Raw genomic sequence first — 24,296 nt, 5'->3', positions numbered from 1 at the left:
CGCTCCCGCTCCCGCACTCGTGCCCGCGCCCGCGCCCGTGCCCGTGCCCGTGCCCCAGGTGGACCTGCACCCCGGCGCACCCCCGATCCTGCACGTCCCCACTCCCGAGCCGGCCGACGTACCGGCCTGGGCGGCCGAGCAGCGCCATACCCTGAAGGCTCTCGTCACCCAACACGGGGCACTGCTCGTCCGCGGGCTCGGCCTGGGCGACACCGGGCAGGCCGGCGCCGTGTTCCGCCGGCTGGCCCCCACCCTGATGACCCACGAGGAAGCCTTCGCCCCACGCCGGACCTACACCCCCGGCGTGTACTCCTCCACGGCGTGGCCGGCCAACCAGCCCATGTGCATGCACCACGAGCTCAGCTACACCCAAACCCCTCCGGGCCTGCTGCTGCTGGCCTGTCTGACAGCGCCCGCCACGGGCGGTGCCACCGCCCTCGCCGACTCCGCCACCGTCCTCGACGCGCTGCCACCGGAACTCGTGGAACGCTTCGAACAGGAAGGCTGGCTGCTCACCCGCACCTACGGCAACGACATCGGCGCCACCTGGGCCGAGTCGTTCGGCACCGACGACCCTGCGGTCGTCGAGGAGTACTGCTGCGCCAACGCCATCGAGTACGCCTGGCAGAACGACGGCGCCCTGCGCACCCGCCAGCGCCGCCCCGCCGTCGTGCGCCATCCGTCCACCGGCCGGCGCTGCTGGTTCAACCAGATCGCGTTCCTCAACGAATGGACGCTGGCACCCGAGGTACGGGAGTACCTCATCGACGTGTACGGCCCCGAAGCCCTGCCCTTCAACACGCGCTTCGGCAATGGCGACCCCATCAGCGAGGACATCGTCGAGCTGATCAACTCCGTGTACGCGGAGCACACCGTCCGCGAGCCGTGGCAATCCGGCGACCTGATGCTCATCGACAACATCCGCACCGCCCATAGCAGAGAGCCGTTCGAGCCGCCGCGCGAGGTCCTCGTCGCCATGGCCGGACCGCAGCCGGCCACCTCCTGTCCGCCGGCCGCGGCCCCCGAAGGGAGCACCCCGTGACCACGTCCCGATCCACTGTCCAGGAGTCCGCCATGTCCGATCCGACCACCGTCCCCCCGATCACCGTGCCTCCGATCACCGTGCCTCCGATCACCGTGCCTCCGTTCGCCGTGATCGGCGGAGCCCAGGTCCAGTACACCCTCCAGGGCAGGGAACGCGAGACCGTGGAGCTCGTCGAGGCGACCTACCGCCTTCACGCCGCAGGGGAGTCTGTGAACCCGCCGTCGTACTTCCTGCGCTTCCCCGACCGCCCGACCGCCCGCATCATCGCGTTGCCCGCATCGATCGGCGGTCAGGCGCGGGTGGACGGCCTGAAGTGGATCTCCAGCTTCCCCGACAACGTACGGGCCGGCATTCCCAGGGCTTCGGCGGTGCTGATCCTCAACGACCACGACACCGGTTACCCGTTCGCCTGCCTGGAAAGCTCCATCATCAGCGCCACACGGACCGCCGCGATGGCCGCATCGGCGGCCGACACGCTCAGCCGGGCCCGCGGGACACGCCCGACCCGCATCGGATTCTTCGGAACCGGCCTGATCGCGCGCTACGTCCACACCTTCCTCGCCGCAACCGGCTGGTCCTTCGACGAGGTCGGCGTGCACGACACCAGCGCCGACAGCGCAGCCGGCTTTCACCACTACCTGCGCGGCGCGCACACCACCACCCGGATCACCGTCCACGACAACCCCGAGAAGCTGATCCGCTCGAGCGACCTCGTCGTCTTCGCCACCGTCGCCAGCCGGCCGCACATCACCGAACCGGCATGGTTCGGCCACAATCCTCTGGTCCTGCACGTGTCACTGCGCGACCTGGCACCCGAGATCCTCCTCGCCTCGTTCAACATCGTGGACGACATCGAGCACTGCCTCAAGGCCGACACCTCACCTCACCTGGCCGAACAGCTCACCGGGCACCGCGACTTCCTGACCGGCACGCTGCACGACGTCACAGCCGGCCGTGCGGCATTGGCGGACGACCGGCCTCTGGTGTTCTCGCCCTTCGGCCTTGGTGTGCTCGACCTCGCCATCGGCAAGCACGTCTACGATGAGGTCATCCGAACCGGGCAACTGCACGTCATCGACGACTTCTTCCATGAACTGCACCGATTCGGCTGAGCAGCCGCCGGACGCCAGGGCGGCCAAGTCCCCGTGCCGTGCACCGGTCAGGCGTACGTCTGGCACCTGCCCGAGGGCCTGGGTCTCGGCATCTGGCAGCCGGCCTACGCGATGCTCACCCACGCCGCCGCGAACCTGCCGGTCCCCGAGAACGTCGGCGTGGTCTGGGGAGGCTTGCCCGACCGGGGAGCCGATCGCACGACCGGTCACCGGGACGACGGCTGCGCGCACGCCCCAGCGACCGTGCCCGATATCCCCAAGCGTCGCCGGTTCGCCACGCCGACGTGTAGCGACTGACGGGCGGCTCTTCTCCCGTTCGTCGTAGAGCCGTTGGGCCTGCTCACGGTCATCGTCAGTGTGCTGCTCACGGCCTTCGCCTGGCCGTCGGTGCGGTCGTACGTACAAGATGTGCCGATCGCCGTCCCCGGGCCGACCGCCGCAGCCGAGCAGGTCCGCGCCGCCCTCGGCCAACGCCTGCCGGACGGCTTCGCGATCAACGGGGTCGCCGACACCGCAGCCGCCGAACAGTTGATGCGCGACCGCGAGGTGTACGGGGCGATCGACGTCAGCTCCGGCACCCGGCAGTTCATCGCCGCCTCGGCTGTCGGCGCGGGGGTCGCCCAGACGCTGCAGGGCGTCGCGACCGGGCACTGTCAGGCGCAGGGACACGGCACCGGCGGACTTCCCCGTCCGCGACCTCGTCCCCCTGCCGGCCGACGAACCCCGCGGCGCCGGCCCGGCCGCCGGAGCCCTGCCCCCTGGTCATGGCGGCCTCGGCGCAGGGGACGTCGGCGGGACGGTCGCGGCCACCGCCGACGGCGGTCTCGGCACCGGCAACAGGCTCGACGGCGCGCGGCATTCCTCTGCCTGCGCGTGCTGTGAGGGGGATCGCAGCCGCCCCTCTCGGGGTGGTCAGGCCGTCAGGCCGCCGAGCGGCGGAGCCTGCGCCTGCGGCCGGGTAGCGCCGGCAGCACGGGCGAAGAAGCGTACAGGCCGCGCAGCGCGGAGGTGCGGCAGGCGGTCGGGCATCGGCCTCTCAGGGACGGGAGCCTTGGCGATCCCCTTCCGGCGCAGCCGTGTCGGCGTGTGTGACGCGGAGCTTCGACTGGCCGTGCGGAAGCTGCTCCCAGTCGTCCATGAAGCGGGCCGTGAGGCCGTGCCGAGCGGCCAGCCGGGCCAGCGTCTCGGTCCGGTAGTAGAAGTCCTCGCCCAGCACGTGGTGCTCCCGGGCCTCGGTGCGGTCGAAGGTGAAGTCGAAGAAGCCCCCGGGCGCGAGGACCCGGCCGATGTGCTCGAGGCACTCGTCGATGACCTCCAGCGGCGAGTGCGAGAAGACGCTGTGCGCGTGCACGACCGTGAACGACGCGTCGGGCAGGAAGTCCAGCCTGAGGTTGTCGACGGGTGCCAGGTGGGGAAGTTTGTGCTGGAGGCCGTACCGGACGAGGGTCTTCTGGGCCTCGAAGAGGATGTCGGGTGAGATGTCGATGCCGTAGTAGTGGCCGGCGTCCAGATAGTCGATGAAACGCCACCCGGCCCGCAGGTTGCCGCAGCCGATCTCCAGCAGCCGGTCACCCGGCTGCAGCCCGTGTTCCTTCAGGTAGTCGAACTGCATCTGCCCGATGGCGAGCCAACGGCTGTGTGAAGGCCGGCCGCCGACCGCCGCCTCCGGGCTCCGGGCGGTGTCGGACGCCATCACGGCCCGGTAGTAGGCGACGTGATCGCGGTGGCGGAGTCGCAGCCAGCGGTCCCGGGCCGCCCGGCGCAGGTAGGGCAGCACCTGCCCGGGGTGCCGCAGTGCGTGGCCGGCCTTGTGGCCGAGCCGTGCGCGGTTGGTCGACAGGCGGGATACGGTCCTGGGCTGCATGACGGCCTCCGTGCCATCCGTGGCTCCCCCCGCGGGGATGCTAACCGTCGCGAACCACGGCGGAGGCGATCGGCGCGGCTCGTCGCGCCTTGCGTACCGAGGATGGTCGATGCGGCCGTGGTCCGGCCTCCTTGCGGAGCCGGGCGCAATGGCCGGCGCGGAGGCGATCTGTACGGGGCGGCTCGTCGGGTTGCTCCGTTTCCGTTCGTGGTGGTCGCCGTATGCGGGGAGGGGGGCGTGCAGCAGGCAGACCTCGGACGGGTCGCGGACCGGATGGTCCGGTCCGAAGCAGGGGTACGGCGGCGCCTCCCTGCCGGCCGGTACGGAGGGGCCGACCCTCGCCGCCTGTGGGCCGAGTGCCGTCAGGCCAGTAGGTTCACGGCGTGCTGGAACAGGCCGGGGAAGCGGGCCGCGGCCGGGATGATCAGGGGCGCGAGCCGGGGCTGGTGGCGAGCCCACAGCAGGGACCGCGTCAGCAGTCGGTAGTTGCGTGACAGCCGGCACCACGCCCGCTCGTAGGCCTGTGGCCGGCCCTCGCCCAGGCAGCGCACCAGTTCGGCGGCCGCCGTCAGGGCGAGGGTGATGCCTTCACCCGTCAGCGCGTCGACGTAACCGGCGGCGTCACCCACGAACAGGACCCGCCCGGCGACGCGACGGCGGGCCTGCTGGCGCAGCGGTCCCGCCCCCCGCACGGGTGTGCGGTCGGCTGCGGCAAGGCGGGACATCAGCAGCGGGAAGCGGGACAGCTGTGCGTCGTACGGGAGCTGACGGGAGGCAAGGACCGCGATCCCGACCTGACGGGGGCCCAGCGGCGTGACGTACGCCTCCGAGTCGGCCGACCAGTGCACCTCCACCAGGTCGGTCCACGGCTCGACGGCGTAGTGGCGCCGCAGTCCGTAACGCGGCGGCTGCCGCCCGGCGGCCGGCCGTACGCTCAGGCCGAGGGCGCGCCGGGTCGGTGAATGCAGTCCGTCCGCCGCGACGACGTAGCGGGCGTCCATCCCGTCCGCCCTGACGTGATCGTCGTACTGGCTCACCCGGCCGATGCGGCGCGGGACGACCGGGACACCGAGCTGGGCGGCCCGGGCGGTGAGCGCCTCGTGCAGCAGGGTGCGGCGTGCGCCGAGGCCGTGCCCGGCCCGGAACACCGCTTCGGCACGGCGCTGACCGACTGCGTCCACATAGCGGATTCCGCGCAGGGCCCGGCCGGGGACCTCCACTCCGAGGGTGCGCAGGGCGCGCACCGCGTCCGGCATCAAACCCTCCCCGCACGCCTTGTCCACGGGCGCGGGGCGCGGTTCGGCGACCACGACGTCGAAGCCGGACAACGCCGCGTGGATCGCGGTGGCCATACCCGCCGGGCCGCCGCCGATGACGAGGACGTCGATCACGATGCCGTGCCCGCCGCGGGGAGGGAGCGCACGGGTGCCAGCGCGTCGTCCTCGCACCGGATGCGCAGGGTCAGCAGGACGGCGTTCAGCAAGGAGAAGCCGAGGGCGGTCAGCCAGGCGGTGTGGACCAGGGGGAGGGCCATGCCTTCGACGACGACCGCCAGGTAGTTGGGGTGGCGCAGGTACCGGTATGGGCCGGAGGTGATCAGCGGAAGCCCGGGGACGATCAGCACCCGGGTGTGCCAGCGGCGTCCGAGGGTGCCGATACACCACCAGCGCAGCCCTTGAGCGGCCAGTACGAGGACCAGTGCGGGCCAGCCGAGCAGAGGCAGGAAGGGCCGGTGGGCGGCCCATGGCTCGATGAGGCAGCCGAGCAGCAGCGCCGTATGGAGGGCGACCATAGCCGGGTAGTGTCCGGCCCCGTGTTCACGGCCGCCCCGGGCCTTGCTCCAGGCGCCGTTGCGTCGTGCCACGGCGAGTTCGGCGAACCGCTCGGCGGCGACGAGCAGGACCAGCAGGATGTACTGCGTGTACTGCGTGTACTGCGTGTACGGCATCATGGCGGCGCTCTCACCAGGCCAGCAGCACGAGTTCGGAGGCGAAGCCCGGTCCGAAGGCGACCATCAGGCCGTTCGTTCCCGGGGGCGGCGGCTCGGCGCGGACGTCGCGCAGGATCTGCAGCACCGAGGCGGAGGAGAGGTTTCCCGCGGCGGCCAGGGCACGCCGGGAGGGTGCCAGCGCGGAATCCGGCAGCCCGAGTTCCTCGGCGAGCGCGTCAAGGATCCTGGGGCCGCCGGGGTGGCAGATCCAGGCCGAGACGTCCCGCGGCTTGAGGTCGTGACCGGCGAGGAAGGACTCGATCTCCTCGACCACGTGCAGTCGGACGAGTTCGGGTACCTCCCGGCCGAGGACCATGCGAAAACCCCAGTCGCCGACGTCCCAGCCCAGCAGGTGCCCGGTTCCCGGGTACAGGCTGCTGCGCGTGCCCACGACCACCGGTCCGGACGCGCCGGCCCACTGCGCCGCCGCAGGGCCGCTGTCCCCGGGGGCGCCGCCGACCGCCACGAGCGCGGCGGCTCCGTCCCCGAACAGGCTGCCCGCCACGAGGTTCGCCGTCGAGGTGTCCGTCGGCTGCAGGGTGAGCGAGCACAGCTCGGTGGACAGCAGAAGCGCCGTACGTCCGGGCAGGCCGGTGAGGAAGTCGTGGACACGGGCCAGCCCGGCCGCTCCGGCGGAGCAGCCGAGCCCGAACAGCGGCACCCGTTTGATGTCGGGCCGCAGCCCCACCTGCGCGGCCAGACGGGCCTCCAAGGACGGCACTGCGATCCCGGTCACGGTCGTCGAGACGACCAGGTCGATCTCCTCGGCCCGCACCCCTGCCTCGCACAGCGCCTGTTCGACCGCCTCGGCCCCCAGGGCGACGGCCAGCTCGACGAACAGCCGGTTGGTCTCGCCGAAGCGGCCCAGCTTCCGGTACCGGCCGAGGGGGAGGGCGAGATGCCGCGTTTCCACCTGGGCCGCACCGTGCAGCCGGCGCAGCAGCGCCCTGTCGGCCCCCGACGGCAGACGGGAGGCGAGGACATCGGTGATCTCCTGCTGCGGGTAGCGGTGCGGCGGGAACACCGTGCTCACCGCGAGGACGCGTGTCATTGCTCCAACATAGGGACAGCGAGGAGCGGGCACCTTCAATGCGGCCCTCGCGGGCGAGTCGTCCGCCTAGCGTGGCGGGGTGCCCGCCACCACCGACGATGCAGCCTCCCTGACCACCGCGTCCACCGGGGGCGAGGGAGGCGCGACATCCACCGTCCTGGGCCTTCTCAAGGCCTGCCACCCCGTGCCGGCCACCGCGGTCACCCTCCTCGCGGCCCTGCTGGCCGCTGCCGTGGGGCTCGGCCCCGTCCCCGGGACGACGGCGGTGGCAGCCGTTGCCACGGGCCAGTTGTCGATCGGCTGGTGCAACGACCGGATCGACCTGCGGCGCGACCGGGCGGCCGGACGCCGGGACAAACCGCTGGCCACGGGCGTGCTGCCGCCGGCAGCGGTGACCGCGGCCGCGTGCGTGTCGCTCCTCGTCTGCGTCCCGCTGTCGCTGGCCTGCGGCCCCTCGGCGGGCTCGGTCCATCTCGGCTGCGTCGGCGCCGCCTGGTCCTACAACCTGTGGCTCAAGCGCACGGGCGCCTCCTGGCTGCCCTACACCGTGGCCTTCGGACTGCTTCCGGCATTTCTGACACTGGCCGTGTGCGGCGACTGGCCACCGGTGTGGCTGACCACCGCGGCGGCCCTCCTGGGAACGGCCGCCCACTTCGCCAACGCCCTGCCCGACATCGACGACGACGTCGCGGCCGGCGTACGAGGCCTTCCGCAGCGGCTGGGGCGGCGCACCGCCCTCGCACTCTCCGCCGTCCTCGCCTTCTCCTCCTGCGCGGTGCTGACCGCCGGCCCGGCGGGCGCGGTCACTCCCGCCCAAGTGCTGCTGCTGACGATGACGCTGACGCTGTGTGCGCTGGCGATGGCTGCTCCGCCCGCTGTCGCGTCCGGCCGGACACCCTTTCTGGTCATCATGGCGCTGTCCGGAGCCGACGCCGTACTGCTGGTCCTCGCCGGCCGTGCCCTTCCCTCCGGCTGACGTGTCCGCGGTCCACGCGGCAGCGGACGACCCTTCGTCATCCTCGCCATCACGCCGTCGCCATTCTGGCGACCAGCATGTGAAGGTGTGCTGCTGGGGCTGAGGTTGGCGGTGGCGAAGTCGGCGCGGGAGACCTCCCACTGGCGAACCGCAGGACCGTACCGGAGGGCAGTCCGGGCCGGTCGTACTGGTCCGGCTGGCGGGGGGCAGGCGGCGGCGGAGCGGGCCGGGCCGGGCGTTTCACCCGGTGATCCCGGCGCCGCCGTCCGCCGAGGGCTGCGCACTACCGGGCGGTGCGGCGAGCACCAGACGGGCGACGACGCAGTCAGCGAGCGCGGTGGCGTTGGCGGACGGCTCCGGCGTCGGCCAGGACCTGCCGGTGGACCAGTTCCAGCTGTTCCCGGGTGGGCATGTCGGAGTCCTTTCCCCCCACAGGCGCGGAAAGGAGGGGCTGGAACCGACGGTGAAGCCGACTGACAGGCAGACCCGATACGCGCCCGGAGGCCCATCAAGGCTGCCTTCTCCCACAGCAGCCCAGACGGCAGCCCAGCGGGTCGTTGAGCTGGAGGAGCGGCGCAAGAAGCCCCTGGACGCGGACGGCGCCGTGTTCCGTAGCCCCGGTACGAGTCGAGGACGGTACCTCCGGCGCACCGGGTGACGCCGGAGTTGCCGTTCCCCGCCCTCTCCCACTGGCGCCGAGGCTGTTCGCAGGGACGGCTAGGATTCCCCGTATGACTCATACGGGGGATGAAACGCGACGATTGGCCACGCGTGGCCAGGTGGTGGTGCTGGGCCTGTTGTCGGCCGGCATAGCCATGCTGGCGAAGTGGCACGAGGGCCCCGTCTTCTGGTGTGGCGCCCTTCTGGGGATCGCAGGCATCGGCGGGTACTTCGTCCAGTTCGACACACCTCGCGGGGCGGGCCAATGGCTTCTTGCCGCCGTCGGCTTTTGCATGGTGTTCATGTTCGGTCTGCAGTTGCTGATCGGCGTCTTCTCCTGACGCATGGCGCGGCCGGCACGCCATACACTCATCGAACAGTCGCCAACGACGTCATCCCACGTCAGCGAAGCGGGAACCGCGTCGCTGACGGCCCATGCACTCAGCCCACCACAGCCCGCTGAGAGCTGGCAGGAACGCCAGCTCGCGGGGGGCGCGATAGATCGGCAGTCGTCGACTGCCTACCTACCTGCCTCCCGTCAACGTCCGCAGGTCGGGGAGAGTGCACCACTACGACAGGGGCGGATCGGGCGCATCGCATCACCGGTACAACGGGGCTCGCCCCGGAGTACCTCGGCGACGGCGTACAGCTTGCCGGCGTCGGCGGTGCCGTCCTCGCAGACGAGAGCCTGCACCAGGCCCGGGTTCCGATCTCGGGTGCGACGGCTCCGCTGCGCAAGTCGCCGGGGGCGTGGCATCGGCAGCCGAGGCCCGTGTCGCGCCATCCCCGGGTCCGGCACCTGGGAGGGCAAGGAGCAGCAGCCATGACCAGCAGCGGCACGGCGGGGAGGGGTTCGACAGCCCGGGGAGAGGGAGCGAGCGGTGGCACCGGCCAGTTCGGCCATCTGTGTGCCGGCGGCGATGTCCGCCCGGACCGCGGGAGCGGCGAGGACCACACCACCGAGGGTGAGGGTCAGGCCGGTGAGGGCACCGGCGATACGAGTCGACGTGCGCACGGGACGCCGGTTGGTCGCGCGGTCCCAGCCCCGGCGGGGCCGGACCCATGTGGTAAGGCCGCCTGGCAACACTCGGTGAGTGGTGCCCCCGCCGGCGGGCTCACAGACTGACCGCACGATTCTGCGTCGCATTCATTGAGCCGCACCGGCATACGGTCGCCAGGCCGAAGGGGAGAGCCGGAACCGGATGTGACGCGCTCGGACCTCCACTGGCGGGCCCTTCACTCCAGCGTCGCATCCTCTCCCCCGCCCGTTCTGGGCAGCCGGGGCGGCCGCGCTGAACAACTGCGATTACGCGAAGCGCGTGGCCGGCCGTCCGGACGGCCAGTTGGATCGGACCGCCCAGCGCCCCGCCCGGCCTGTCCCCTGCACACGCGGCTCGGCCGGGGAGAGACCGGCCTTCACTTCCCCGCGAGGTGCTGGGCCGCCGCTGCGGTGGCACACCCGATCAGGAACCCAGTTCGACCGGACCAGCCCCGTGATCGACAAGCCAATGGCGTCTGACACAACGTCGCGCGACGCCTGGCACGCCCACAACCGCGCGATGGCCAAAGGTGAGCGCAGGGCCGCCACAGCGTGCGGGGCTGCAGCAAAAGGGTCAGTGCGCGCCGCGCCCTCTCCCACAACCGGGCGGTCCTGCCGCTCGGCTCGAACCTCAGCCACTGCCGTCACCGACGTCACCGACGTCACCGAGCAAGGCGTCCACCGCATCAACAACAACCGGCAACTGCCATGGTCCTTCCTCGCCCACACCGGCCTGACCATCCACCCACCACATCCACCGAACTTACGAAAAGATCAGTAGGCGTGCCGTCTCATGACGTTGGTTCCGCACTGTCAGGCTTGGCGTGCGTAGGACGTGAGGCGATCGGCGAGCGCGATGACGAGGTCGCGGAGTTCATCGGGGCGCTCGATGACGAACGGCCGGTCGAGTGAGGCGAGTACCGGGGGCAACCAGTCGAGCCGCTGCACCCGTAGCTCGACGCGGAGCCAGTGCTCGGTCGCCGGGTCCTGGCCGGCCGCGGGCTCGTGCTCTTCCAGGCTCGCGACGCTGGCCGGAAGGTGGGCGCGGATCTGCTCGACTGTCCCGTGGATCCGCAAGGTCACCTCATGCCGGTACTCGGCCGTGGCGAACCCTGACAGCACGCGCTGTTCCGGACGGGGACCCACTGGAGCTTCGAATGAGCCGGGCAGGGTCCGCGCGTCTGCGATGCGATCGAGCCGGAAGGTTCGGTCCTCGCCGATCTGGGCGTCCTTGCCCGTCACGTACCACCGGCCCGCATGGGCGACGATCCCGTACGCGTGCAGCGTGCGTTCGCTGCGCCGTCCGTCACGGTCGGTGTAGCGGATCGAGACCGGTCGGCGGTGGCGCACCGCATCGGCGATCGTGAGCAGGACCCCGGCGTCCGGGGTGTCGAACTCGCCGGGCTGCTCCGTGAAGGCGAGAGCGTCCAGGAGTGTGTCGAGCCGGCGGGCGATGTGCTTGGGCAGCACCCGCCGGATCTTCGCCGAGGCCGTCTCGCTTGCCGTGTGCTCCGTCGTCGTCAATCCTGCTCGGCGGCCGGCGACCAGGCCCAGCAGCACGGCCAGCGCCTCGTCGTCGCTGAGCATGAGCGGAGGCAGGCGGTACCCGGGAGCCAGCCGGTACCCGCCGTAGCGGCCGCGCACCGACTCCACGGGCACGTCCAGGTCGATCAGCTGGTCCACATACCGGCGCACAGTGCGCCCCTCGACGCCGAGACGGTCGGCGAGCTCGGCCACCGTCCGGGTACCGCCCGACTGCAGCAGCTCCAGGAGCGTCAGCACGCGGCCGGTGGGTCGAGACATGTCCGCAGCTTAACGCGAAATACAGGACCGATTCTGTCCACTATTTCTCCTAGCCTGCGACGTGCACGCCTCCAGCACAGCCAAGGAGATTCCCATGGACTTCGTCTCGATCCGCATCATCACCAGCGACGTCGCACGCCTCGTCGAGTTCTACGAGCGAGCCACAGGGGCGCGGGCGGCGTGGGCCACCGAGGACTTCGCCGAACTCAAGGCCACGGGCGCCACCCTCGCGATCGCCGGCACCCGCACCGTCCCGCTGTTCGCCCCGGGCTCTGCCCGCCCGGCGGACAACCACAGCGTGATCACCGAGTTCCTCGTCGACGACGTGGACCGTATTCACCAGAACCTGACCGGCTTCGTCACCGACTTCGTCAACGAGCCCACCACGATGCCCTGGGGCAACCGGTCGCTGCTGTTCCGCGACCCCGACGGCAACCTCGTCAACTTCTTCACCCCCGTCACCCCGGCGGCCATCGAAAAGTTCGCACGCTGACGCCACACACAGCCGCTCACGCGGGAGCTCCGAGATCCCGGGGCTCCCAGTGAGCCTTTTCCATCTTCAGCCTGAGCTGGCCAGATGCAGGGTGAGGACAGCCTGAACAAGGCTCGTGATGCGGGTGGTCGAGCAGCGGGGCTTGCGGAGAAGCCGCCAGGACTTGAGGGTGGCGACGCCTGCTCGACCAGGGCCCGGATCTTCGCGTGGGACTGGTTGACGCCCTGCTGGCCTGTGGACAGCGTCTCCCACCGGCCGCGGTAGGAAAAACGGACCGTGCCCCCGGCTCCTTGGTATCCCTTGTCGGCCCAGCAGACGATGCCGGCCCCTGCGAGAGCGTCGATGACACCGTGCTCGCAGGCCGCACGAACGTCATGGACGGCTCCTGGCAGAGCGGAAGACGCCCACAGCAGCCGACCGAACGGATCGGCGGCGACCTGCACGTTCACCCCGTGCTTCTTGTGTTTGCCCGAGCAGAACGGTCGGCCGGCGGCGATACGGTCGATGGGTAGCAGCGTCCCGTCAGCAGGACGAACGCCTTCGTTGACGCCGCCCGGACCGCATCGGGAAGGGTCGGGGCGAGGGCGGCCAGGACGTCGACCCCGACTTGCTGACATCGCCGACACCTCACAGGTCGGCGATGAGGGCGTACCGCTCGTCCGCCACCGGGCCGCCCCACGAGCGGGGCCACCGCCGAGTTCTTCCGGGACCCCGCACCGGCGGTTCAGTGCTCGCAGAGAGAGAACTCCCGTTCGTAGAGCTGCTCGTTGTGTTCGTCGACGAAGAACTTCCTTTCCTTCATGAGCTCTTCGCGGTACGACTTGGCCTGCTCGAGCGTCATGGTCGAGGTGTCGGACCAGGGCTGCTGCGGCGGCACGTCGGCGGTCGAGACGATCTGCTCCGCCGGGTCGACCAGGAAGAACGCGAGGATCTTGCGGTGTCCCGGGCGGGTGGGGTCCGCGAGGCGGAACGCGTCCACGCGGTGCTGCAGGACGTTGGGGAACGCCAGGCAGCGGCCCGCAGGGGTCGGTACCGAGCCCAGCACCTGGTTCAGCGCGTCCTCGTCCTCAAGGCCGTAGACCTCGCGCAGCCCGGCGTCGTCGTTCTGTTCGTAGTGCGGGTCGTCGAGTGCGGCCCGGAACCCCAGCCGGCTTTCGGTGATGTTCTCGCTGTCCCAGTAGTAGATGCCGGTCGAGACGATCCGCTCGTTCAGCATGCCCTCCACGTGCCACGAACCGCCGGGGTACTCGGGCTTGTCCGGTGTGAGGTGGACGGTGGCGAGCTTGACGATGACCTGGAGCCGACGGCCGCGCAGGTCGACCCGGGCGGATGCGTCGGGCAGTGCGGGCGGGCTGAAGGCCGGAGCGTCCGGGACGATCGGGCGGCGGTTCTCCCACCAGGCCTCATAGGCCTCGTCCCAGGCAGCGCGGGCATCCATGTAGGCCGCGTTGTCACTGTAGGACGACTGGCGCGGATACTCCGGTTCCGATTCGTACCAGCCGTAGGGATCGGCCTCGATCCGCGGGGGCCGAGGGTTCCGCAGATCGGTGAGCACGTTCTCGAACAGCGGACGCAGGCGCGCGAAGATGTCCGGCAGGACGGAGGCCAGTGCGCGATGCACCTCGGGGTGGACGTTGTTGACGTACGAGCGGAAGGCGACGGCGCCGTCCTCAGTGACGTCGACGTCCGTGGGCAGCCACTGGAACCTCTCCGAGAACTCGTACTTCGCGTAGTGGTTCGTCGGGTTCTTCCAGGCCCGCTCCGGGCCTCCGCTCACCTCCCGGACCAGGCAGAACAGCGAGGGGTGCACGAGATCCAGCACCTGGCCCTCGGATCCGGGATGCCAGTCCCGCTCCGCTTCGGGAACCTCTTCCAGGACCCGGACCGCCTCCCGCAACCGGGACCCGAGCTGGTCGTCGACGAGGGTGTCCGACTGCCAGACACCGTCGACCGCGGACACCTCGATGCCGGTCCGCGCGTCCCGCAGCACGGCGTAGTGCCGCAGCTCGGCGAGCACGTAGCGCACCTGCGCTTCGGTCAAGCCCTGCGCCACCGCTTCCTGCGTCCACCGGGCGACGATGTCGGCGTCGTTCATCTTGTCGAACCACGCGGGCTTGGCGCGCAGGTGCGAGCTGCACTGCATCATCTGCAGTTCCCGCAGCGTCCGGGGCGTCGCGAACGCCGGGGAACGGGAACTCTGGAAGGGCAGCGGGAAGGCGGACAGGCCGGTCACTTCTGGTGATCCTCACGGTCGGTGTGCGGTGGCGGGAAGGATAGCCCGCCCCACTGACACCCCAGCGGCGGCCCCCGGGCGGGACGACCGTCGCAGTCACCCCGGACCGCGCGGGTCAGGCGTTGCCGCCGGTGGCGGCGTGCGCGGCCGTCGCCTCGGCGCATGTGTCCTGGCCGCCCCTTCGGGTCTTCTGCCGCCTGCAGGGCGGCAGGTGCATGAGATGAGGGCCACCTACCGGGCGGACCTCAGCTCACTGCCTGCTTCACGAGTGCGGCGATCCGGGCCTCCACCTCGGGCGTCACCTCGGTCAGGGCGAAGCCGGCCGCCCACATCGGGCCGTCGTCGAGCTTCGCCAGGTCGCTGAACCCGAGCGTCGCGTAGCGCGCCTTGAACTTCTCCGCGCTCTGGAAGAAGCAGACGACCTTGCCGTCCAGTGCGTAGGCGGGCATCCCGTACCAGAGCTTCGGCGCGAGGGCGGGAGCGTTGGCCGTGACGACGGCATGCACGCGCTCGGCCATGAGGCGGTCCGAGTCCTGCATCTCGGCGATCTTCGCGAGCACATCCTGTTCAGCCTGCGCCGCCTTGTCCGCCTTCGAGCCGTGGAGCGCCGCCTTCTTGAGTTCCTGTGCGTGGTCCTTCATCGCGGCCCGCTCCTCGGCCGTGAACCCCTCGTACGCGCTGCTGTCGGTGCTGCTCATGGTGGATCTCCCTCTTGAGGATCTTTGAGGATCCGGATGTGTGGATGTGAGAAGGGGGCTTGGGGCCCCCTGTCCGGGTCGTGCCACCGGCCCGTGAGGGCTTGGGCCCTCGGTCGTGCGGCGGGATCGGGCGGGGCGTCAGACCAGCCAGCGACCGTCGCGCATCAGCTCGCGTCCGGCCAGCTCGTTCTCCTCTCGCCAGGCCTGGATACGGCGAGGAGTGATGCGGAACCAGCGGTACGGAGTGCTCAGCGAGCGCGGGTCGAAGCCGGTGCGTGTGGCGAATCGGTCACCTCGTTGCAGCGGCACCGCGTCGAGGTCGAGGACTTCGACGTCGCCCTCCATCATGACCACGTCGCGGGTGTGGCCGAGGGCCAGCCGAGCGGTCCGGGTGGCGGCCAGGTTTCGGCCGGTGGGGCTTTCTGCCGGGGTAGCCGCCAAGAGCGCCTCGCCGTCCCAGTCGAAGGACAGCGGTACCAGGTGCGGGGCGCCGTCCGCCGAGGCACTGGCCACCCAGACGTCGATGTCGTGGGTGAGCCGGTGCTCGGTGTCGCGACGGCGCCGTGCGCGGGAGCGGGGTTGGGCGCTCATCGGTCCTGCAGCAGCCCGAGGAGGTTGCCGTCGGGGTCGATGACGGTGGCCGCCAGGCGGCCGCCGCCGACGTCGTGCGCGGGCTCCTTGACGGTGGCGCCCGCGGCGGTCACTTCGGCGAGCTTCGCCTCGATGTCCGGCACGTGCCAGTAGGCCAGTGGCGAGGTCAGGCCCTGCGGTCCGCCGCCCGGGAGCAGGCCGATGTGCTGGCCGGCGGCCTCGAAGCCGACGTAGTAGGGCTCGTCGGTCTGCGGTGCGACACCGAGCAGCGCGGCGTACACCGCCTTGGCCCGGGCGAGGTCGGACACGGGATGCAGCACGGTCTTCATCCCCTGGGTGGAAGAGCTGGTCACGATCACTCCTGTCTTCGCGGGTCCCGATCGGCCCGGTGTGGTCCGCCGGGCTCGTTCCCTGTGACCACAGCTTCCCTCGGGCGGGGTAGGGGGCGCCTCCGTGCTGGCCACGGAAAGCACTACGGATAATGACCCGGTGTCCACTCCAGTGATCTCGGCTCGGGAAGCCGACGTGCTCGCGCTGCTCGGGGAGCACCTGAGCAATGCAGAGATAGCCACGCGGCTGTTCATATCGGTACGGACGGTCGAGTCGCACGTCTCCTCGCTGTTGCGGAAGTTGGCGGTGCCGGACCGGCGGGCGCTGTCCCGGCACGCGCCCCGACCGACGCGTGCCGAGCAGGCACGCCCGGCACCCGCGCTTCCGGCACCGCTGACGGCGTTCGTCGGCCGGTCACGGGAACGCGGGGAGCTGGCCGCGGCGGTGACGGCACGTCGGCTGGTGGTCGCCGTCGGTCTGGGCGGGGTGGGCAAGACGCGGCTCGCGCTGGCGGTGGCGGCTCAGGTGGCCGGCGAGTTCGCCGACGGGGTGTGCTTCGTCGACCTGGTCCCGGTCACGGATCCGGGGCGGGTGGGCGCGGCGGTCGCGGCAGCCATGGGCGTGGGCGAGCAGCCCGGGCGCGGTATCGACGACGCGCTGGTGTCCGCGCTGGCCGACCGCCAGGCGCTGCTGGTACTGGACAACTGCGAGCAGGTACGCGACGGGGTGGCGCCGTTCCTGGAACGGCTGCTCGTGGCCTGCCCGGGGATACGGGTGCTCGCGACCAGCCGGGCCCGGCTGATGGTGCCGTTCGAGTGGGTCTTCCCGGTTCCGCCGCTGTCGCGGGTCGGCGGCGGCGAGTCGGAGGCGGTCGCCCTGTTCCTGGAGCGGGCGGCGGCGGTCGGCAGGGCCCCGGCTCCGGCGGAACGCGACCGGATCGCGGCCCTGTGCGAACGGCTCGACGGCATGGCGCTGGCCATCGAACTGGCGGCGGCGCGGTGGTCCACGCTCGGTCTGGACGGCCTGACGGCCGGCCTCTCCGACCAGCTCCGGATCCTCGCCGGCGGCCCTCGCGCCGACGGCAGGCAGCGGTCGGTGCGGGCCGTCCTCGACTGGAGCCATGACCTGCTCGAGCCGCAAGACCGGGCACTGCTGCGGCGGGTGTCGGCGTTCGTCGCTCCGTTCACCGCCGAGGCGGCCGCCGAGGTGGCCGGGTTCGCCCCGCTGGAGGCGGCCGCGGTCGCCGACGGGCTCGGCAGGCTCGCCGAGCAGAGCCTGCTCGCCGTGACGCCGTCGGAGACCGGCACTCGGTACCAGGCGCTGGAGACCCTTCGTCAGTACGGCACGGAGCGGCTCGCCGACGCCGGTGAGCTCACCGATGTCCGATCGCGGCACCTGGCATGGTGCCTGGTCGGTGCGGTCGGCCTCGAGGAAGGCGGCGGCTCGGACTGGCGAGCCCGGTTCGACGCCGTCGCGGAAGACCTGCGGACCGCCTTGGCCTGGGCGGCAGGCCGGCCGGAGCAGCGCGCGGACGCGTGCCGTCTCGCCTTGTCCATGGCCGGGCTGGCCTTCACGCGCAACCTGCTGGGCGAGGCCCAACAGCGGTACGAGCAGGCGGCTTCGCTCACCTCCGGCAGCGAAGCCGCCGCCGCATTGCGGCAGGCTGCCGGAGTGGCCGGGTGCCGCAGGCTCGGCGATGACATGTACCGCCTGCACCGGGCCGCCGCCCAAGCCGCCCGCCGGGCCGGGGACACCACCGGGGCCGCCCGCGACCTGGCGGCCGCCGCCACCGCCGCGTACCGCTTCTCCAGCACGTTCGGCCGGATTCCGCCCGTGGAGGAGGTGACCGGCCTGCTCGCGGCGGCGCGTGAGCTGACCGGTGACGACGACCCGGCCGCCGGGGCGGCCGTCGCGCTGGCCGAGGCAGCGGTGGTCGCGGACGCATTCGGCGCGGTCCAGGGAGCCCCGGACAACACCGCGCCGGACACCGTCGCATGCGCCGGACAGGCCGTCGAACTCGCCCGGCGCGCGGGCGACCCGGTTGCACGGTCCGCCGCCCTCGACGCGCTCTCCGGCGCCCGGAGCTGGGCCGGCGAGCCCTTCGCCGCGGCGGCCGCAGCCCGGGCTCGGATCGACATCCTGGCCTCGGCACCGAGCACCCCTGCCCGGACGCACGAGCTGATCGACGCCCTCGCCATGGCCGCCGCGACCGCCGTCGGCGCGGGCGAGCTGTCGGCGGCCCGCCGGTGGGGCAGCCAGCTCGCAGCCCAGCCGCAGCTGGCCGAGGTGGGCGACCACGCCACGTCCTGGCTGCTGGTCGCGGAGTCGTTCGCGGGCCATGCCGACGAGGTGCTCACCGGCAGCGTGCGCTTCCTCGACGCGTGGGAGCAGGCCGGTCGGCAACGGTCGTTCTCGCTCGGTCCGGCCGCCGCGTCCGTCGCGATGATCCACGGCTTGCGGGGCGACCACGAGGCCCGGGCAACCTGGCTCAAGATCACCGATCAGGCAGGCAGCAGCGAGGACCACCAGCACGGGCACGGCGCCGTCTTCGACACCATGGTCCTGCTCCATCACGGCGACGCACACGCGGCCCTGGAGCGCATCGCGCCCGAGCCGGAGCACGTGTGGAAGTGGGTCTGCTGGGTCTGGCTGCACTGGTACACGGCCCTCCGGGCGGAGGCAGCGGTCCTCGCCGGGCACCCGGACGCCCCGGGCCGGGTCGCCGCCGCCCGGGCCGTGGTCGCCGGGAACCCGGTGGCCACCGCGCTGGTGGACCGGGCGGAGGCACTGCTCGGCGGCGATCTGTCGCAGCTGCTCGCCACCGCGGCGGCGTTCGACGCGGCCGGCTGCCGCTACCAGTGGGCACGTACGCTGCTACTCGCCGGGGGCGAGCACACGGCGACCGGTGCCTCCGCACTGGCGGACCTCGGACTGGCACCCATGAGGGTTCGGTAGCCCCACCACTGGCGCCCCTGAACAACGCGTCGCCCTCTCGGGCCGCACCAGGAGCCCCAGGAGCCCCGGCATTTGAGGGCCGCACCCGACACACCGACCGACACTCCTGTGGCGACCACGTGCCCGCTGTGCGGTGCCGGCACCTCGGACCGAGTCAGGCGCCGAGCGCGGTGAAGCCTCCGACGATGGCGCCGTAGCCGATGTGGGCGACGAGGGTGACCACGGGGGTGCTCAGTCCGTAGTTGAGCATCAGGAAGCCGGGGGGTTCCAGAAGGGCCACCTCGGGAGCGCTGGTGAGCGGGCTGCCCATCCGGGGGTGGACGAGCGGCAGGAGGACGCTGACCAGGGCGGTGCCGGCAAACAGGCCGTGCAAGAGACCGAACAGGGCGCCCAGCCACCATCCGGCCATGCCGATCGCGAGGAAGACGGCGTAGTAGATGAAGGCGAAGACCTCGCCGTTGAGGAAGTGCATCAGGTAGCCGACGGCCTTGGCGCGCGTGCGGTTGACGGTCACCGCGGTGCCGAGGAGGAAGGGCAGGTCCATCCGTGTCAGACGCATCTCGCCGGCGGCGCGCAATGCCGTGGTCAGCACCAGCGTGCCGACGAACGCCCCGGCGGCCGTCCCCCACGCGCTCACGCGCCCGCCTCCTCGGAGGCGGCGTTGATGGCATGGGCGGCGCTGATCAGCGCCAGGTGGCTCAGCCCCTGGGGCAGGTTTCCCAGGAAGTCACCGTTGGCAGGGTCGATCTCTTCGCTGTACAGGCCCACGTCGTTGGCGAGATGAACGAGGTCGTCCATCAGTTCGGCGGCCCGGGCGAGGTCTCCGGTGCGGGCGAGGGATTCGGCGAGCCAGAAGGAGCAGGCGAGGAAGGCGCCCTCGGGTCCGTTCAGGCCGTCTTCGCCGGAGTAGCGGTCGACGAACGGCCCGTGCCGCAGCTCTTGTCCCACGGCCTCGATCGTCGCGTCCATGCGCTGGGCTTCGCCGTCGTAGCCGTAGAGGTGACCGAGGAGGACGGCGGCGTCCAGGTCCTCGCTGCCGGCGGAGCGCACGTAGCAGTTGCGGTGTGGCGAGACGCAGCGGGTCTCGATGAACGTGGCGGCCTCTTGGCGGGCGAGCTGCCAGCGGGCCAGGTGCCGGTCGGGAATCAAGCCGTGTTCGGCGAGGCGTGCCGCACGGTCGATGGCGACCCAGCACATCATCTTCGACTGGGTGAAGTGGCGCGGTGCGCTGCGTACTTCCCAGATGCCCGAGTCGGGTTCCTGCCAGGTGGCGCAGACGAGGTCGGCGAGTTCGGCGAGGCGCCGGGCGACGTCGGCGTCCAGCCTTCCGGCGGCCCGGGCGTACAGCCAGGCGGTTTGCATCAGCTCGCCGTAGGTGTCGAGCTGGATCTGATCGGCGGCCGCGTTGCCGATGCGGACCGGAGTCGAGCCGCGGTAGCCCTCCCACGGGAGTGCCTCCTCCCTGGTGTGGGCGCCTCCGTCCAGCCGGTAGAGGACCTGCAGGCGGGGGTGGGTGAGCTGGGAAGCGTGCATCAGCCACCAGAAGTAGGCATGTGCTTCCGCAGGGCAGCCGAGCAGCAGGAAGGCGGCCAGGGTGAACGCGGAATCACGCACCCATGAAAAGCGGTAGTCCCAGTTGCGCTCGCCGCCGACGTGTTCCGGCAGCGACGTCGTCACTGCGGCCGCGACCGCACCGGAGGGGGCGGAGACCAGCAGCTTCAAGGTCAGCAGGCTGCGCATCACCGCCTCATGCCACCTGCCGGTGTAGATACGGTCGTCCGCCCAACGGCGCCAGGAAGCGCACGTACGCTCCAGGCGCGCCTCGCACTCGGCCCGGGCCGGCAGGATCAGCGGCTCCTGATGAGCGAAGGGCATGGCGATCACTGCGCTCCCGCCCTGTGCCGCAAGGAAGCTGCCGCTGATCGCGTCCCCCTCGAATCGGGGTTCGCCTGCATCCCAGGAGCATATGGCGAGCGCGTCGCTGCCGGCCGTCGCAACGGGGACTCCGGCGCGCCGAACCAACCGCGTCGTGCGGGTGCCGTAGCCGAATCGAGGCTGGACCCTCCACCGCATCGGGACCGGCCCGGATACACCGTCGATACGCCGTTGCAGCTCGCGCATCGGGGCGAGCGCGAACCCATCGTGCAGAGTCAACGCGTCGGTGACCCGCACGATGCCCTGGGAGGTGACGAACGTGGTCTCCAGGACGTTCGTGCCGGGCAGATAGCGTCGTTCGCTCCGGTACGGCACCGCCGGTTCCAGGAGGAAGCGGCCGCCGCGGTCGGCGTCGAGTACGGCACCGAACACCGCCGGTGAGTCGAGATCCGGCAGTCCGAGCCAGTCGACCGACCCGTCGCGGGCGATCAGTGCCGCGGTCCGTCCGTCGCCGATCACCGCGTAGTCGCGCAGCGGAACGTAGCCGTCACTGCGCGGGACCACCGGGCGATGGCCATCGGTTCGGGGAGAAGCTCCCATGACTTCACCATCTCATCGGGCCTGCTCCCGCTCCATCGCTCTGCACGGAGTTGATCATGGTGCCACGCGGAGGGGGTGGCCGGGCGGGTGGTGCCGTGAGGCTCCACCCGCCCGACGGATTCAATGCGCTCGTCACCTTTCACGCCCGCTACCGCTCGGCGTGGTAACGCTGAGCGAGTCGTGCCAGCGCGACGGCGCCGAGGAGCAGTCCGAAGTCGCGCAGGGCCACGTCGTAGTGGCCCGGGATGGTCAGCAGGTTGACGATGATGCCCGCCAGCCATCCCGCCACCAGCCAGCCCCCGAAGCGCGGGGCCAGCGCCACGGCGACGCCGGCCATGATCTCGACCGCGCCCACGGCGTACATGGCCGCCTGGGCACTGCCGGGAACGATGTTGTCGATCCACGGCGCGAGGTAGGCGGGCCAGTCCACGAGCAGGTTGGCGAACTTGTCCAGCCCGAACAGGATCGGCGCCACCGTGAAGCCGGTACGCAGGATCACGAACGCCTGGTAGCCGGGGTCGTCGAGCGCCGCCCGCCGCCGGGTGGTGCTTGTGGTGCTTGTGGTTACGGAGGACATGACGCTCTCCTTCTATCGGCAAGGTTTATTTCCTATAGAAGACCTGTCTCGCTCTTTAGTCAAGGACCGTGGGTTTTACACTCGTGCTTGTGGACACCTCCAAGGAAGTACGCGACCCCGACGTCTCCGCCGTCGCCGCTCTCGACGAGCCGACCCGCAGGAGGCTGTACGACCACGTCGTGCGCCAGCCGATCCCGGTGAGCCGTGACGAGGCGGCGGCCGCCCTCGGACTGGCCCGGAAGACCGCCGCGTTCCACCTGGACCGCCTGGCCGACGCATTGCTGCTCGACGTCGTCTACGAGCGCCGCAGCGGACGCTCCGGGCCGGGCGCCGGGAGGCCGGCCAAGCTCTATCGCCGCTCGGCGAGGCAGGTCGCCGTCACCCTGCCGGACCGCCGCTACGAGCTGGCCGGGAGGCTGCTCGCCCAGGCCGTGGAGGAGTCCGACGCGACCGGCGAGCCGGTGCGCAGGGTGTTGCACCGCAAGGCCGACGAACTCGGCAGGCAACTGGGCGAGCAGAACAAGACGAATGTCTTCGACCTGCTGGAGAGGTACGGCTTCGAACCACGTCGCGAGGGCGATGTCATCGTTCTTTCCAACTGCCCTTTCCACACGCTGGCCCAGGAGCACACCGAGACGGTGTGCGGCATGAACCTCCATCTGCTGAGCGGTATTCTCAACGGCCTGGACGCGGCAGGACTCCAGGCATGCCTGGCTCCCAGTCCCGGCCGCTGCTGCGTCCAGCTCCAGCCGGCTGCCCAAGAGGCTGTCTGATCAGCGGCATCGGTGGTGTCCACCGTGACAAGCACCGGCCGGAAGCCGCAGTCGGGTCCTTGCCTTACAGGGCGGCGCAGGCGCACCTGAGCAGGCCGCTGTGGGCCACCACCCGCTCCACCGGCGACCACGTCCTCCTCGGGCGACGATCCCACGACCTCGACGCGAATCTCCTCGGACGCCCTTCGGGCCTCCGAGACCGGTCGCCGGCCCAGGTCCGCGGGCAACCTCCCCTTTTCCTCGGTTTTCCTCGGCCGCCCCCTCCCCCGGGCGGGCCGCGCCGGCGTCGGTACGGCAGATCGCCGAGCCCTCGGGCTCCGGTGGTTGGCGGTGGTCGCGAGCGTTACGCCTGCGCCCAAGTGCGCAGCAGGTTCTCCCGGACGTCTGGCTTCGGAGTGCCCTCCAGGCCGTGTGTGCGGCCCCACTCCTCGACGGTCCGCGGCTCCGCGGTGCCCGCCACGAAGCGGGCGAGCAGGTCCTGCGAGAGGGCCGCTTCCTCGGCGCCGTAGCCTCCGGCCGCCGCCGAGTGGACCATCACCTCTTCCGTCCCGTACTCCGTCTCCAGCCGCAGCCTCATCCTGGGCGGTCCTTCGCCGAGGAAGGCACCCATCGCGGCCGAGACCATCGCCCCGAGCAACTTCGGCGCACGGCCGGCCGGGCCTTCGACGGGGACGTCCTCGACGACCGCGGACCGCAGTGCCTCCCACGTCCACATCCGGGAGCCGTCGAGGTCGAAGGCTTCCAGCCCGTCGGCGCTGAGCCGGACACAGCCGCCGCCGATGGCGTTGGGCGGCGAACCGACGTACACCGCGTCCGGAGTGATCCAGAACAGTCCGACCATCGCCACAACCAGCTCCTGCTCCCGTACGCCACCGCTACGGGCCCGCAGCCCGCAGGCCCGCGGGTCCACCCGTAACCCGTACCGCCCGACCGCAACGAAACTCCGCAGACACGCCGACGGGAGATGCCGGAGCCGGTACCGGTGTGCAGGAGGGCAACCGGCGACGGAGGGCTTCGTCCGTCGGTGTCAGCTTGCCCTTGTGGGAGCGCGGGATGACGTGCAGGTCATCGCCCGCCCCGGCGGCAGCACACCCTGTGGTTCTCCCGTGCACTGCCCGGACGCACCGCGGCCCGCGCGCACAGCGCCGTCCAAGCCGGCGTCACCGTCCGCACCCCTATTTTCCCCACCCCGCCCTTCGATCCGCGGCCGGCCGAGCGACAGAAGCGTCGTGATCACGAGGGATGTCTGCCTGAAACGGTGAATATCGTCCGTGCGGGTGAAGGCGGTTGTGAAGATCGGTCGCGGGGCGGGCGGCCCGGCCAGACTGACCACTGCCCTGCCGGGTTCCGGTGTCGGGCGGTCGGTCCCGTCGGCGTCCGGTCGGTCAGGGGCCTTGCGAGGAAAGGCGGATGCGGTCATGGCGATCGGCACGGTGCTGCTGGCACTACGGGAGGATCCCCTCGGCGGTGGGGTGAGCGCCGAGCAGCTGAAGCGGATCGGCAAGGAGCTGGAGAACCGGGGCCTGGAGCTGCGGCGTGCCGGCGACGCGCGTGACGCCCGGGCCATGCTCCAGACGGAAGCCGGTATCGCGGCCGCAGTGGTGGCCTGGGACCTCCCCTCCCGTGCCGCC

Annotated in this window: 22 protein-coding genes and 2 pseudogenes; 10 read left to right on the top strand and 14 right to left on the bottom strand. The window is 71.3% G+C overall.

The genetic code is table 11. From position 1 onward, the window contains the following. Nucleotides 1–19 precede the first annotated feature (19 nt). The 4 genes and pseudogenes from HYE82_RS16505 to HYE82_RS38145 form a co-directional block, all read left to right on the top strand. Nucleotides 20–1,042, top strand: a complete 1,023-nt coding sequence (locus HYE82_RS16505) for a TauD/TfdA family dioxygenase (RefSeq protein ID WP_179174831.1) — start codon at nucleotides 20–22, stop codon at nucleotides 1,040–1,042. A 32-nt stretch (nucleotides 1,043–1,074) separates the two neighbouring features. After that, nucleotides 1,075–2,157, top strand: a complete 1,083-nt coding sequence (gene sbnB, locus HYE82_RS16500; protein WP_179174830.1) for a 2,3-diaminopropionate biosynthesis protein SbnB — start codon at nucleotides 1,075–1,077, stop codon at nucleotides 2,155–2,157. A 33-nt stretch (nucleotides 2,158–2,190) separates the two neighbouring features. Next, on the top strand, nucleotides 2,191–2,454 hold the full coding sequence (locus HYE82_RS16495) for a hypothetical protein (protein ID WP_179174827.1): 264 nt from the start codon (nucleotides 2,191–2,193) through the stop codon (nucleotides 2,452–2,454). Nucleotides 2,455–3,063: 609 nt separating this feature from the next. Next, a pseudogene (locus HYE82_RS38145) lies at nucleotides 3,064–3,141 on the top strand (HSP18 transcriptional regulator); the annotation flags it as partial. A 52-nt stretch (nucleotides 3,142–3,193) separates the two neighbouring features. On the opposite strand, the gene HYE82_RS16490 reads toward HYE82_RS38145, so the two are convergent. The 4 genes from HYE82_RS16490 to HYE82_RS16475 form a co-directional block, all read right to left on the bottom strand. Next, nucleotides 3,194–4,021, bottom strand: coding sequence for a class I SAM-dependent methyltransferase (locus tag HYE82_RS16490; protein WP_179174826.1), 828 nt, complete (start codon nucleotides 4,019–4,021; stop codon nucleotides 3,194–3,196). A gap of 362 nt (nucleotides 4,022–4,383) precedes the next feature. After that, nucleotides 4,384–5,412 carry an NAD(P)/FAD-dependent oxidoreductase gene (locus HYE82_RS16485; RefSeq protein ID WP_179174825.1) on the bottom strand — a complete coding sequence of 343 codons (1,029 nt, stop codon included), beginning with the start codon at nucleotides 5,410–5,412 and terminating at the stop codon, nucleotides 4,384–4,386. Further along, the gene (locus HYE82_RS16480) at nucleotides 5,409–5,972 is read right to left on the bottom strand and encodes an isoprenylcysteine carboxyl methyltransferase family protein (RefSeq protein WP_256987307.1); all 564 of its coding nucleotides are present in this window, start codon (nucleotides 5,970–5,972) and stop codon (nucleotides 5,409–5,411) included. The genes HYE82_RS16485 and HYE82_RS16480 overlap by 4 nt, the downstream gene beginning before the upstream one ends. Nucleotides 5,973–5,982: 10 nt before the next feature. After that, nucleotides 5,983–7,062 (bottom strand): type III polyketide synthase, encoded by a 1,080-nt coding sequence (locus HYE82_RS16475; RefSeq protein ID WP_179174824.1) that lies wholly within the window; start codon nucleotides 7,060–7,062, stop codon nucleotides 5,983–5,985. Nucleotides 7,063–7,141: 79 nt separating this feature from the next. On the opposite strand from HYE82_RS16475, the gene HYE82_RS16470 reads away from it, so the two are divergent. Together HYE82_RS16470 and HYE82_RS16465 are read left to right on the top strand one after the other, a co-directional pair. Continuing rightward, entirely contained in the window at nucleotides 7,142–8,038 is an 897-nt protein-coding gene (locus HYE82_RS16470) for a UbiA family prenyltransferase (RefSeq protein ID WP_309144339.1), read from the top strand. 731 nt (nucleotides 8,039–8,769) lie between these two features. Beyond that, nucleotides 8,770–9,039 (top strand): hypothetical protein, encoded by a 270-nt coding sequence (locus tag HYE82_RS16465; protein ID WP_179174823.1) that lies wholly within the window; start codon nucleotides 8,770–8,772, stop codon nucleotides 9,037–9,039. Nucleotides 9,040–10,550: 1,511 nt separating this feature from the next. On the opposite strand, the gene HYE82_RS16460 is transcribed toward HYE82_RS16465, so the two are convergent. Continuing rightward, a complete protein-coding gene (locus HYE82_RS16460; RefSeq protein WP_179174822.1) occupies nucleotides 10,551–11,540 on the bottom strand; it encodes a YafY family protein in 990 nt (329 codons plus the stop codon). Nucleotides 11,541–11,634: 94 nt separating this feature from the next. On the opposite strand from HYE82_RS16460, the gene HYE82_RS16455 reads away from it, so the two are divergent. Beyond that, the gene (locus tag HYE82_RS16455; protein WP_179174821.1) at nucleotides 11,635–12,033 is read left to right on the top strand and encodes a VOC family protein; all 399 of its coding nucleotides are present in this window, start codon (nucleotides 11,635–11,637) and stop codon (nucleotides 12,031–12,033) included. A gap of 66 nt (nucleotides 12,034–12,099) precedes the next feature. Here the strand turns inward: HYE82_RS16455 and HYE82_RS16450 are convergent. The 5 genes and pseudogenes from HYE82_RS16450 to HYE82_RS16430 all read right to left on the bottom strand — a co-directional run. After that, nucleotides 12,100–12,634, bottom strand: a pseudogene (locus HYE82_RS16450) (transposase family protein); the annotation flags it as partial. 123 nt (nucleotides 12,635–12,757) lie between these two features. After that, nucleotides 12,758–14,266, bottom strand: coding sequence for a DUF4246 domain-containing protein (locus tag HYE82_RS16445; protein WP_179174820.1), 1,509 nt, complete (start codon nucleotides 14,264–14,266; stop codon nucleotides 12,758–12,760). Nucleotides 14,267–14,511: 245 nt separating this feature from the next. Then, the gene (locus HYE82_RS16440; RefSeq protein ID WP_179174819.1) at nucleotides 14,512–14,964 is read right to left on the bottom strand and encodes an iron chaperone; all 453 of its coding nucleotides are present in this window, start codon (nucleotides 14,962–14,964) and stop codon (nucleotides 14,512–14,514) included. A gap of 138 nt (nucleotides 14,965–15,102) precedes the next feature. Further along, nucleotides 15,103–15,555: a pyridoxamine 5'-phosphate oxidase family protein gene (locus HYE82_RS16435; protein ID WP_179174818.1), complete on the bottom strand. Its 453-nt coding sequence runs from the start codon at nucleotides 15,553–15,555 to the stop codon at nucleotides 15,103–15,105. Next, entirely contained in the window at nucleotides 15,552–15,908 is a 357-nt protein-coding gene (locus tag HYE82_RS16430; protein WP_179174817.1) for a VOC family protein, read from the bottom strand. Before HYE82_RS16430 ends, HYE82_RS16435 begins: the two co-directional genes overlap by 4 nt. A 136-nt stretch (nucleotides 15,909–16,044) precedes the next feature. On the opposite strand from HYE82_RS16430, the gene HYE82_RS16425 reads away from it, so the two are divergent. Next, nucleotides 16,045–18,840, top strand: a complete 2,796-nt coding sequence (locus tag HYE82_RS16425) for a LuxR C-terminal-related transcriptional regulator (RefSeq protein WP_179174816.1) — start codon at nucleotides 16,045–16,047, stop codon at nucleotides 18,838–18,840. 154 nt (nucleotides 18,841–18,994) lie between these two features. On the opposite strand, the gene HYE82_RS16420 is transcribed toward HYE82_RS16425, so the two are convergent. From HYE82_RS16420 to HYE82_RS16410, 3 genes are all read right to left on the bottom strand, one after another. Further along, nucleotides 18,995–19,477 (bottom strand): hypothetical protein, encoded by a 483-nt coding sequence (locus HYE82_RS16420; protein WP_179174815.1) that lies wholly within the window; start codon nucleotides 19,475–19,477, stop codon nucleotides 18,995–18,997. After that, complete coding sequence (locus HYE82_RS16415) at nucleotides 19,474–21,279, bottom strand: glycoside hydrolase family 15 protein (protein WP_309144338.1); 1,806 nt, start codon at nucleotides 21,277–21,279, stop codon at nucleotides 19,474–19,476. The genes HYE82_RS16420 and HYE82_RS16415 overlap by 4 nt, the downstream gene beginning before the upstream one ends. A gap of 184 nt (nucleotides 21,280–21,463) precedes the next feature. Further along, complete coding sequence (locus tag HYE82_RS16410) at nucleotides 21,464–21,892, bottom strand: hypothetical protein (RefSeq protein ID WP_179174813.1); 429 nt, start codon at nucleotides 21,890–21,892, stop codon at nucleotides 21,464–21,466. Nucleotides 21,893–21,975: 83 nt separating this feature from the next. Here HYE82_RS16410 and HYE82_RS16405 point away from each other — a divergent pair, with 83 nt between their 5' ends. Continuing rightward, nucleotides 21,976–22,665 carry a metalloregulator ArsR/SmtB family transcription factor gene (locus HYE82_RS16405; protein WP_179174812.1) on the top strand — a complete coding sequence of 230 codons (690 nt, stop codon included), beginning with the start codon at nucleotides 21,976–21,978 and terminating at the stop codon, nucleotides 22,663–22,665. Nucleotides 22,666–23,008: 343 nt separating this feature from the next. Here the strand turns inward: HYE82_RS16405 and HYE82_RS16400 are convergent, their stop codons facing one another. Beyond that, the gene (locus HYE82_RS16400) at nucleotides 23,009–23,512 is read right to left on the bottom strand and encodes a hypothetical protein (protein ID WP_179174811.1); all 504 of its coding nucleotides are present in this window, start codon (nucleotides 23,510–23,512) and stop codon (nucleotides 23,009–23,011) included. Between the two features lie 571 nt (nucleotides 23,513–24,083). Here HYE82_RS16400 and HYE82_RS16395 point away from each other — a divergent pair. Next, nucleotides 24,084–24,296: hypothetical protein (locus tag HYE82_RS16395; protein ID WP_179174810.1), on the top strand; the 213-nt coding region annotated here is incomplete at its 3' end.

Source organism: Streptomyces sp. BR123 (assembly GCF_013401435.1).
Classification (GTDB): domain Bacteria; phylum Actinomycetota; class Actinomycetes; order Streptomycetales; family Streptomycetaceae; genus Streptomyces.
This window is presented reverse-complemented; position numbering and strand designations above follow the sequence as displayed.

Excerpts from the sequence above, each read along its gene's own strand:
- HYE82_RS16475 (WP_179174824.1), bottom strand. The coding sequence starts at position 7,062 with ATGACACGCGTCCTCGCGGTGAGCACGGTGTTCCCGCCGCACCGCTAC.
- sbnB (WP_179174830.1), top strand. The coding sequence starts at position 1,075 with ATGTCCGATCCGACCACCGTCCCCCCGATCACCGTGCCTCCGATCACC.
- HYE82_RS16435 (WP_179174818.1), bottom strand. The coding sequence starts at position 15,555 with ATGAGCGCCCAACCCCGCTCCCGCGCACGGCGCCGTCGCGACACCGAG.
- HYE82_RS16490 (WP_179174826.1), bottom strand. The coding sequence starts at position 4,021 with ATGCAGCCCAGGACCGTATCCCGCCTGTCGACCAACCGCGCACGGCTC.
- HYE82_RS16440 (WP_179174819.1), bottom strand. The coding sequence starts at position 14,964 with ATGAGCAGCACCGACAGCAGCGCGTACGAGGGGTTCACGGCCGAGGAG.
- HYE82_RS16460 (WP_179174822.1), bottom strand. The coding sequence starts at position 11,540 with ATGTCTCGACCCACCGGCCGCGTGCTGACGCTCCTGGAGCTGCTGCAG.
- HYE82_RS16455 (WP_179174821.1), top strand. The coding sequence starts at position 11,635 with ATGGACTTCGTCTCGATCCGCATCATCACCAGCGACGTCGCACGCCTC.
- HYE82_RS16410 (WP_179174813.1), bottom strand. The coding sequence starts at position 21,892 with ATGTCCTCCGTAACCACAAGCACCACAAGCACCACCCGGCGGCGGGCG.
- HYE82_RS16480 (WP_256987307.1), bottom strand. The coding sequence starts at position 5,972 with ATGATGCCGTACACGCAGTACACGCAGTACACGCAGTACATCCTGCTG.
- HYE82_RS16465 (WP_179174823.1), top strand. The coding sequence starts at position 8,770 with ATGACTCATACGGGGGATGAAACGCGACGATTGGCCACGCGTGGCCAG.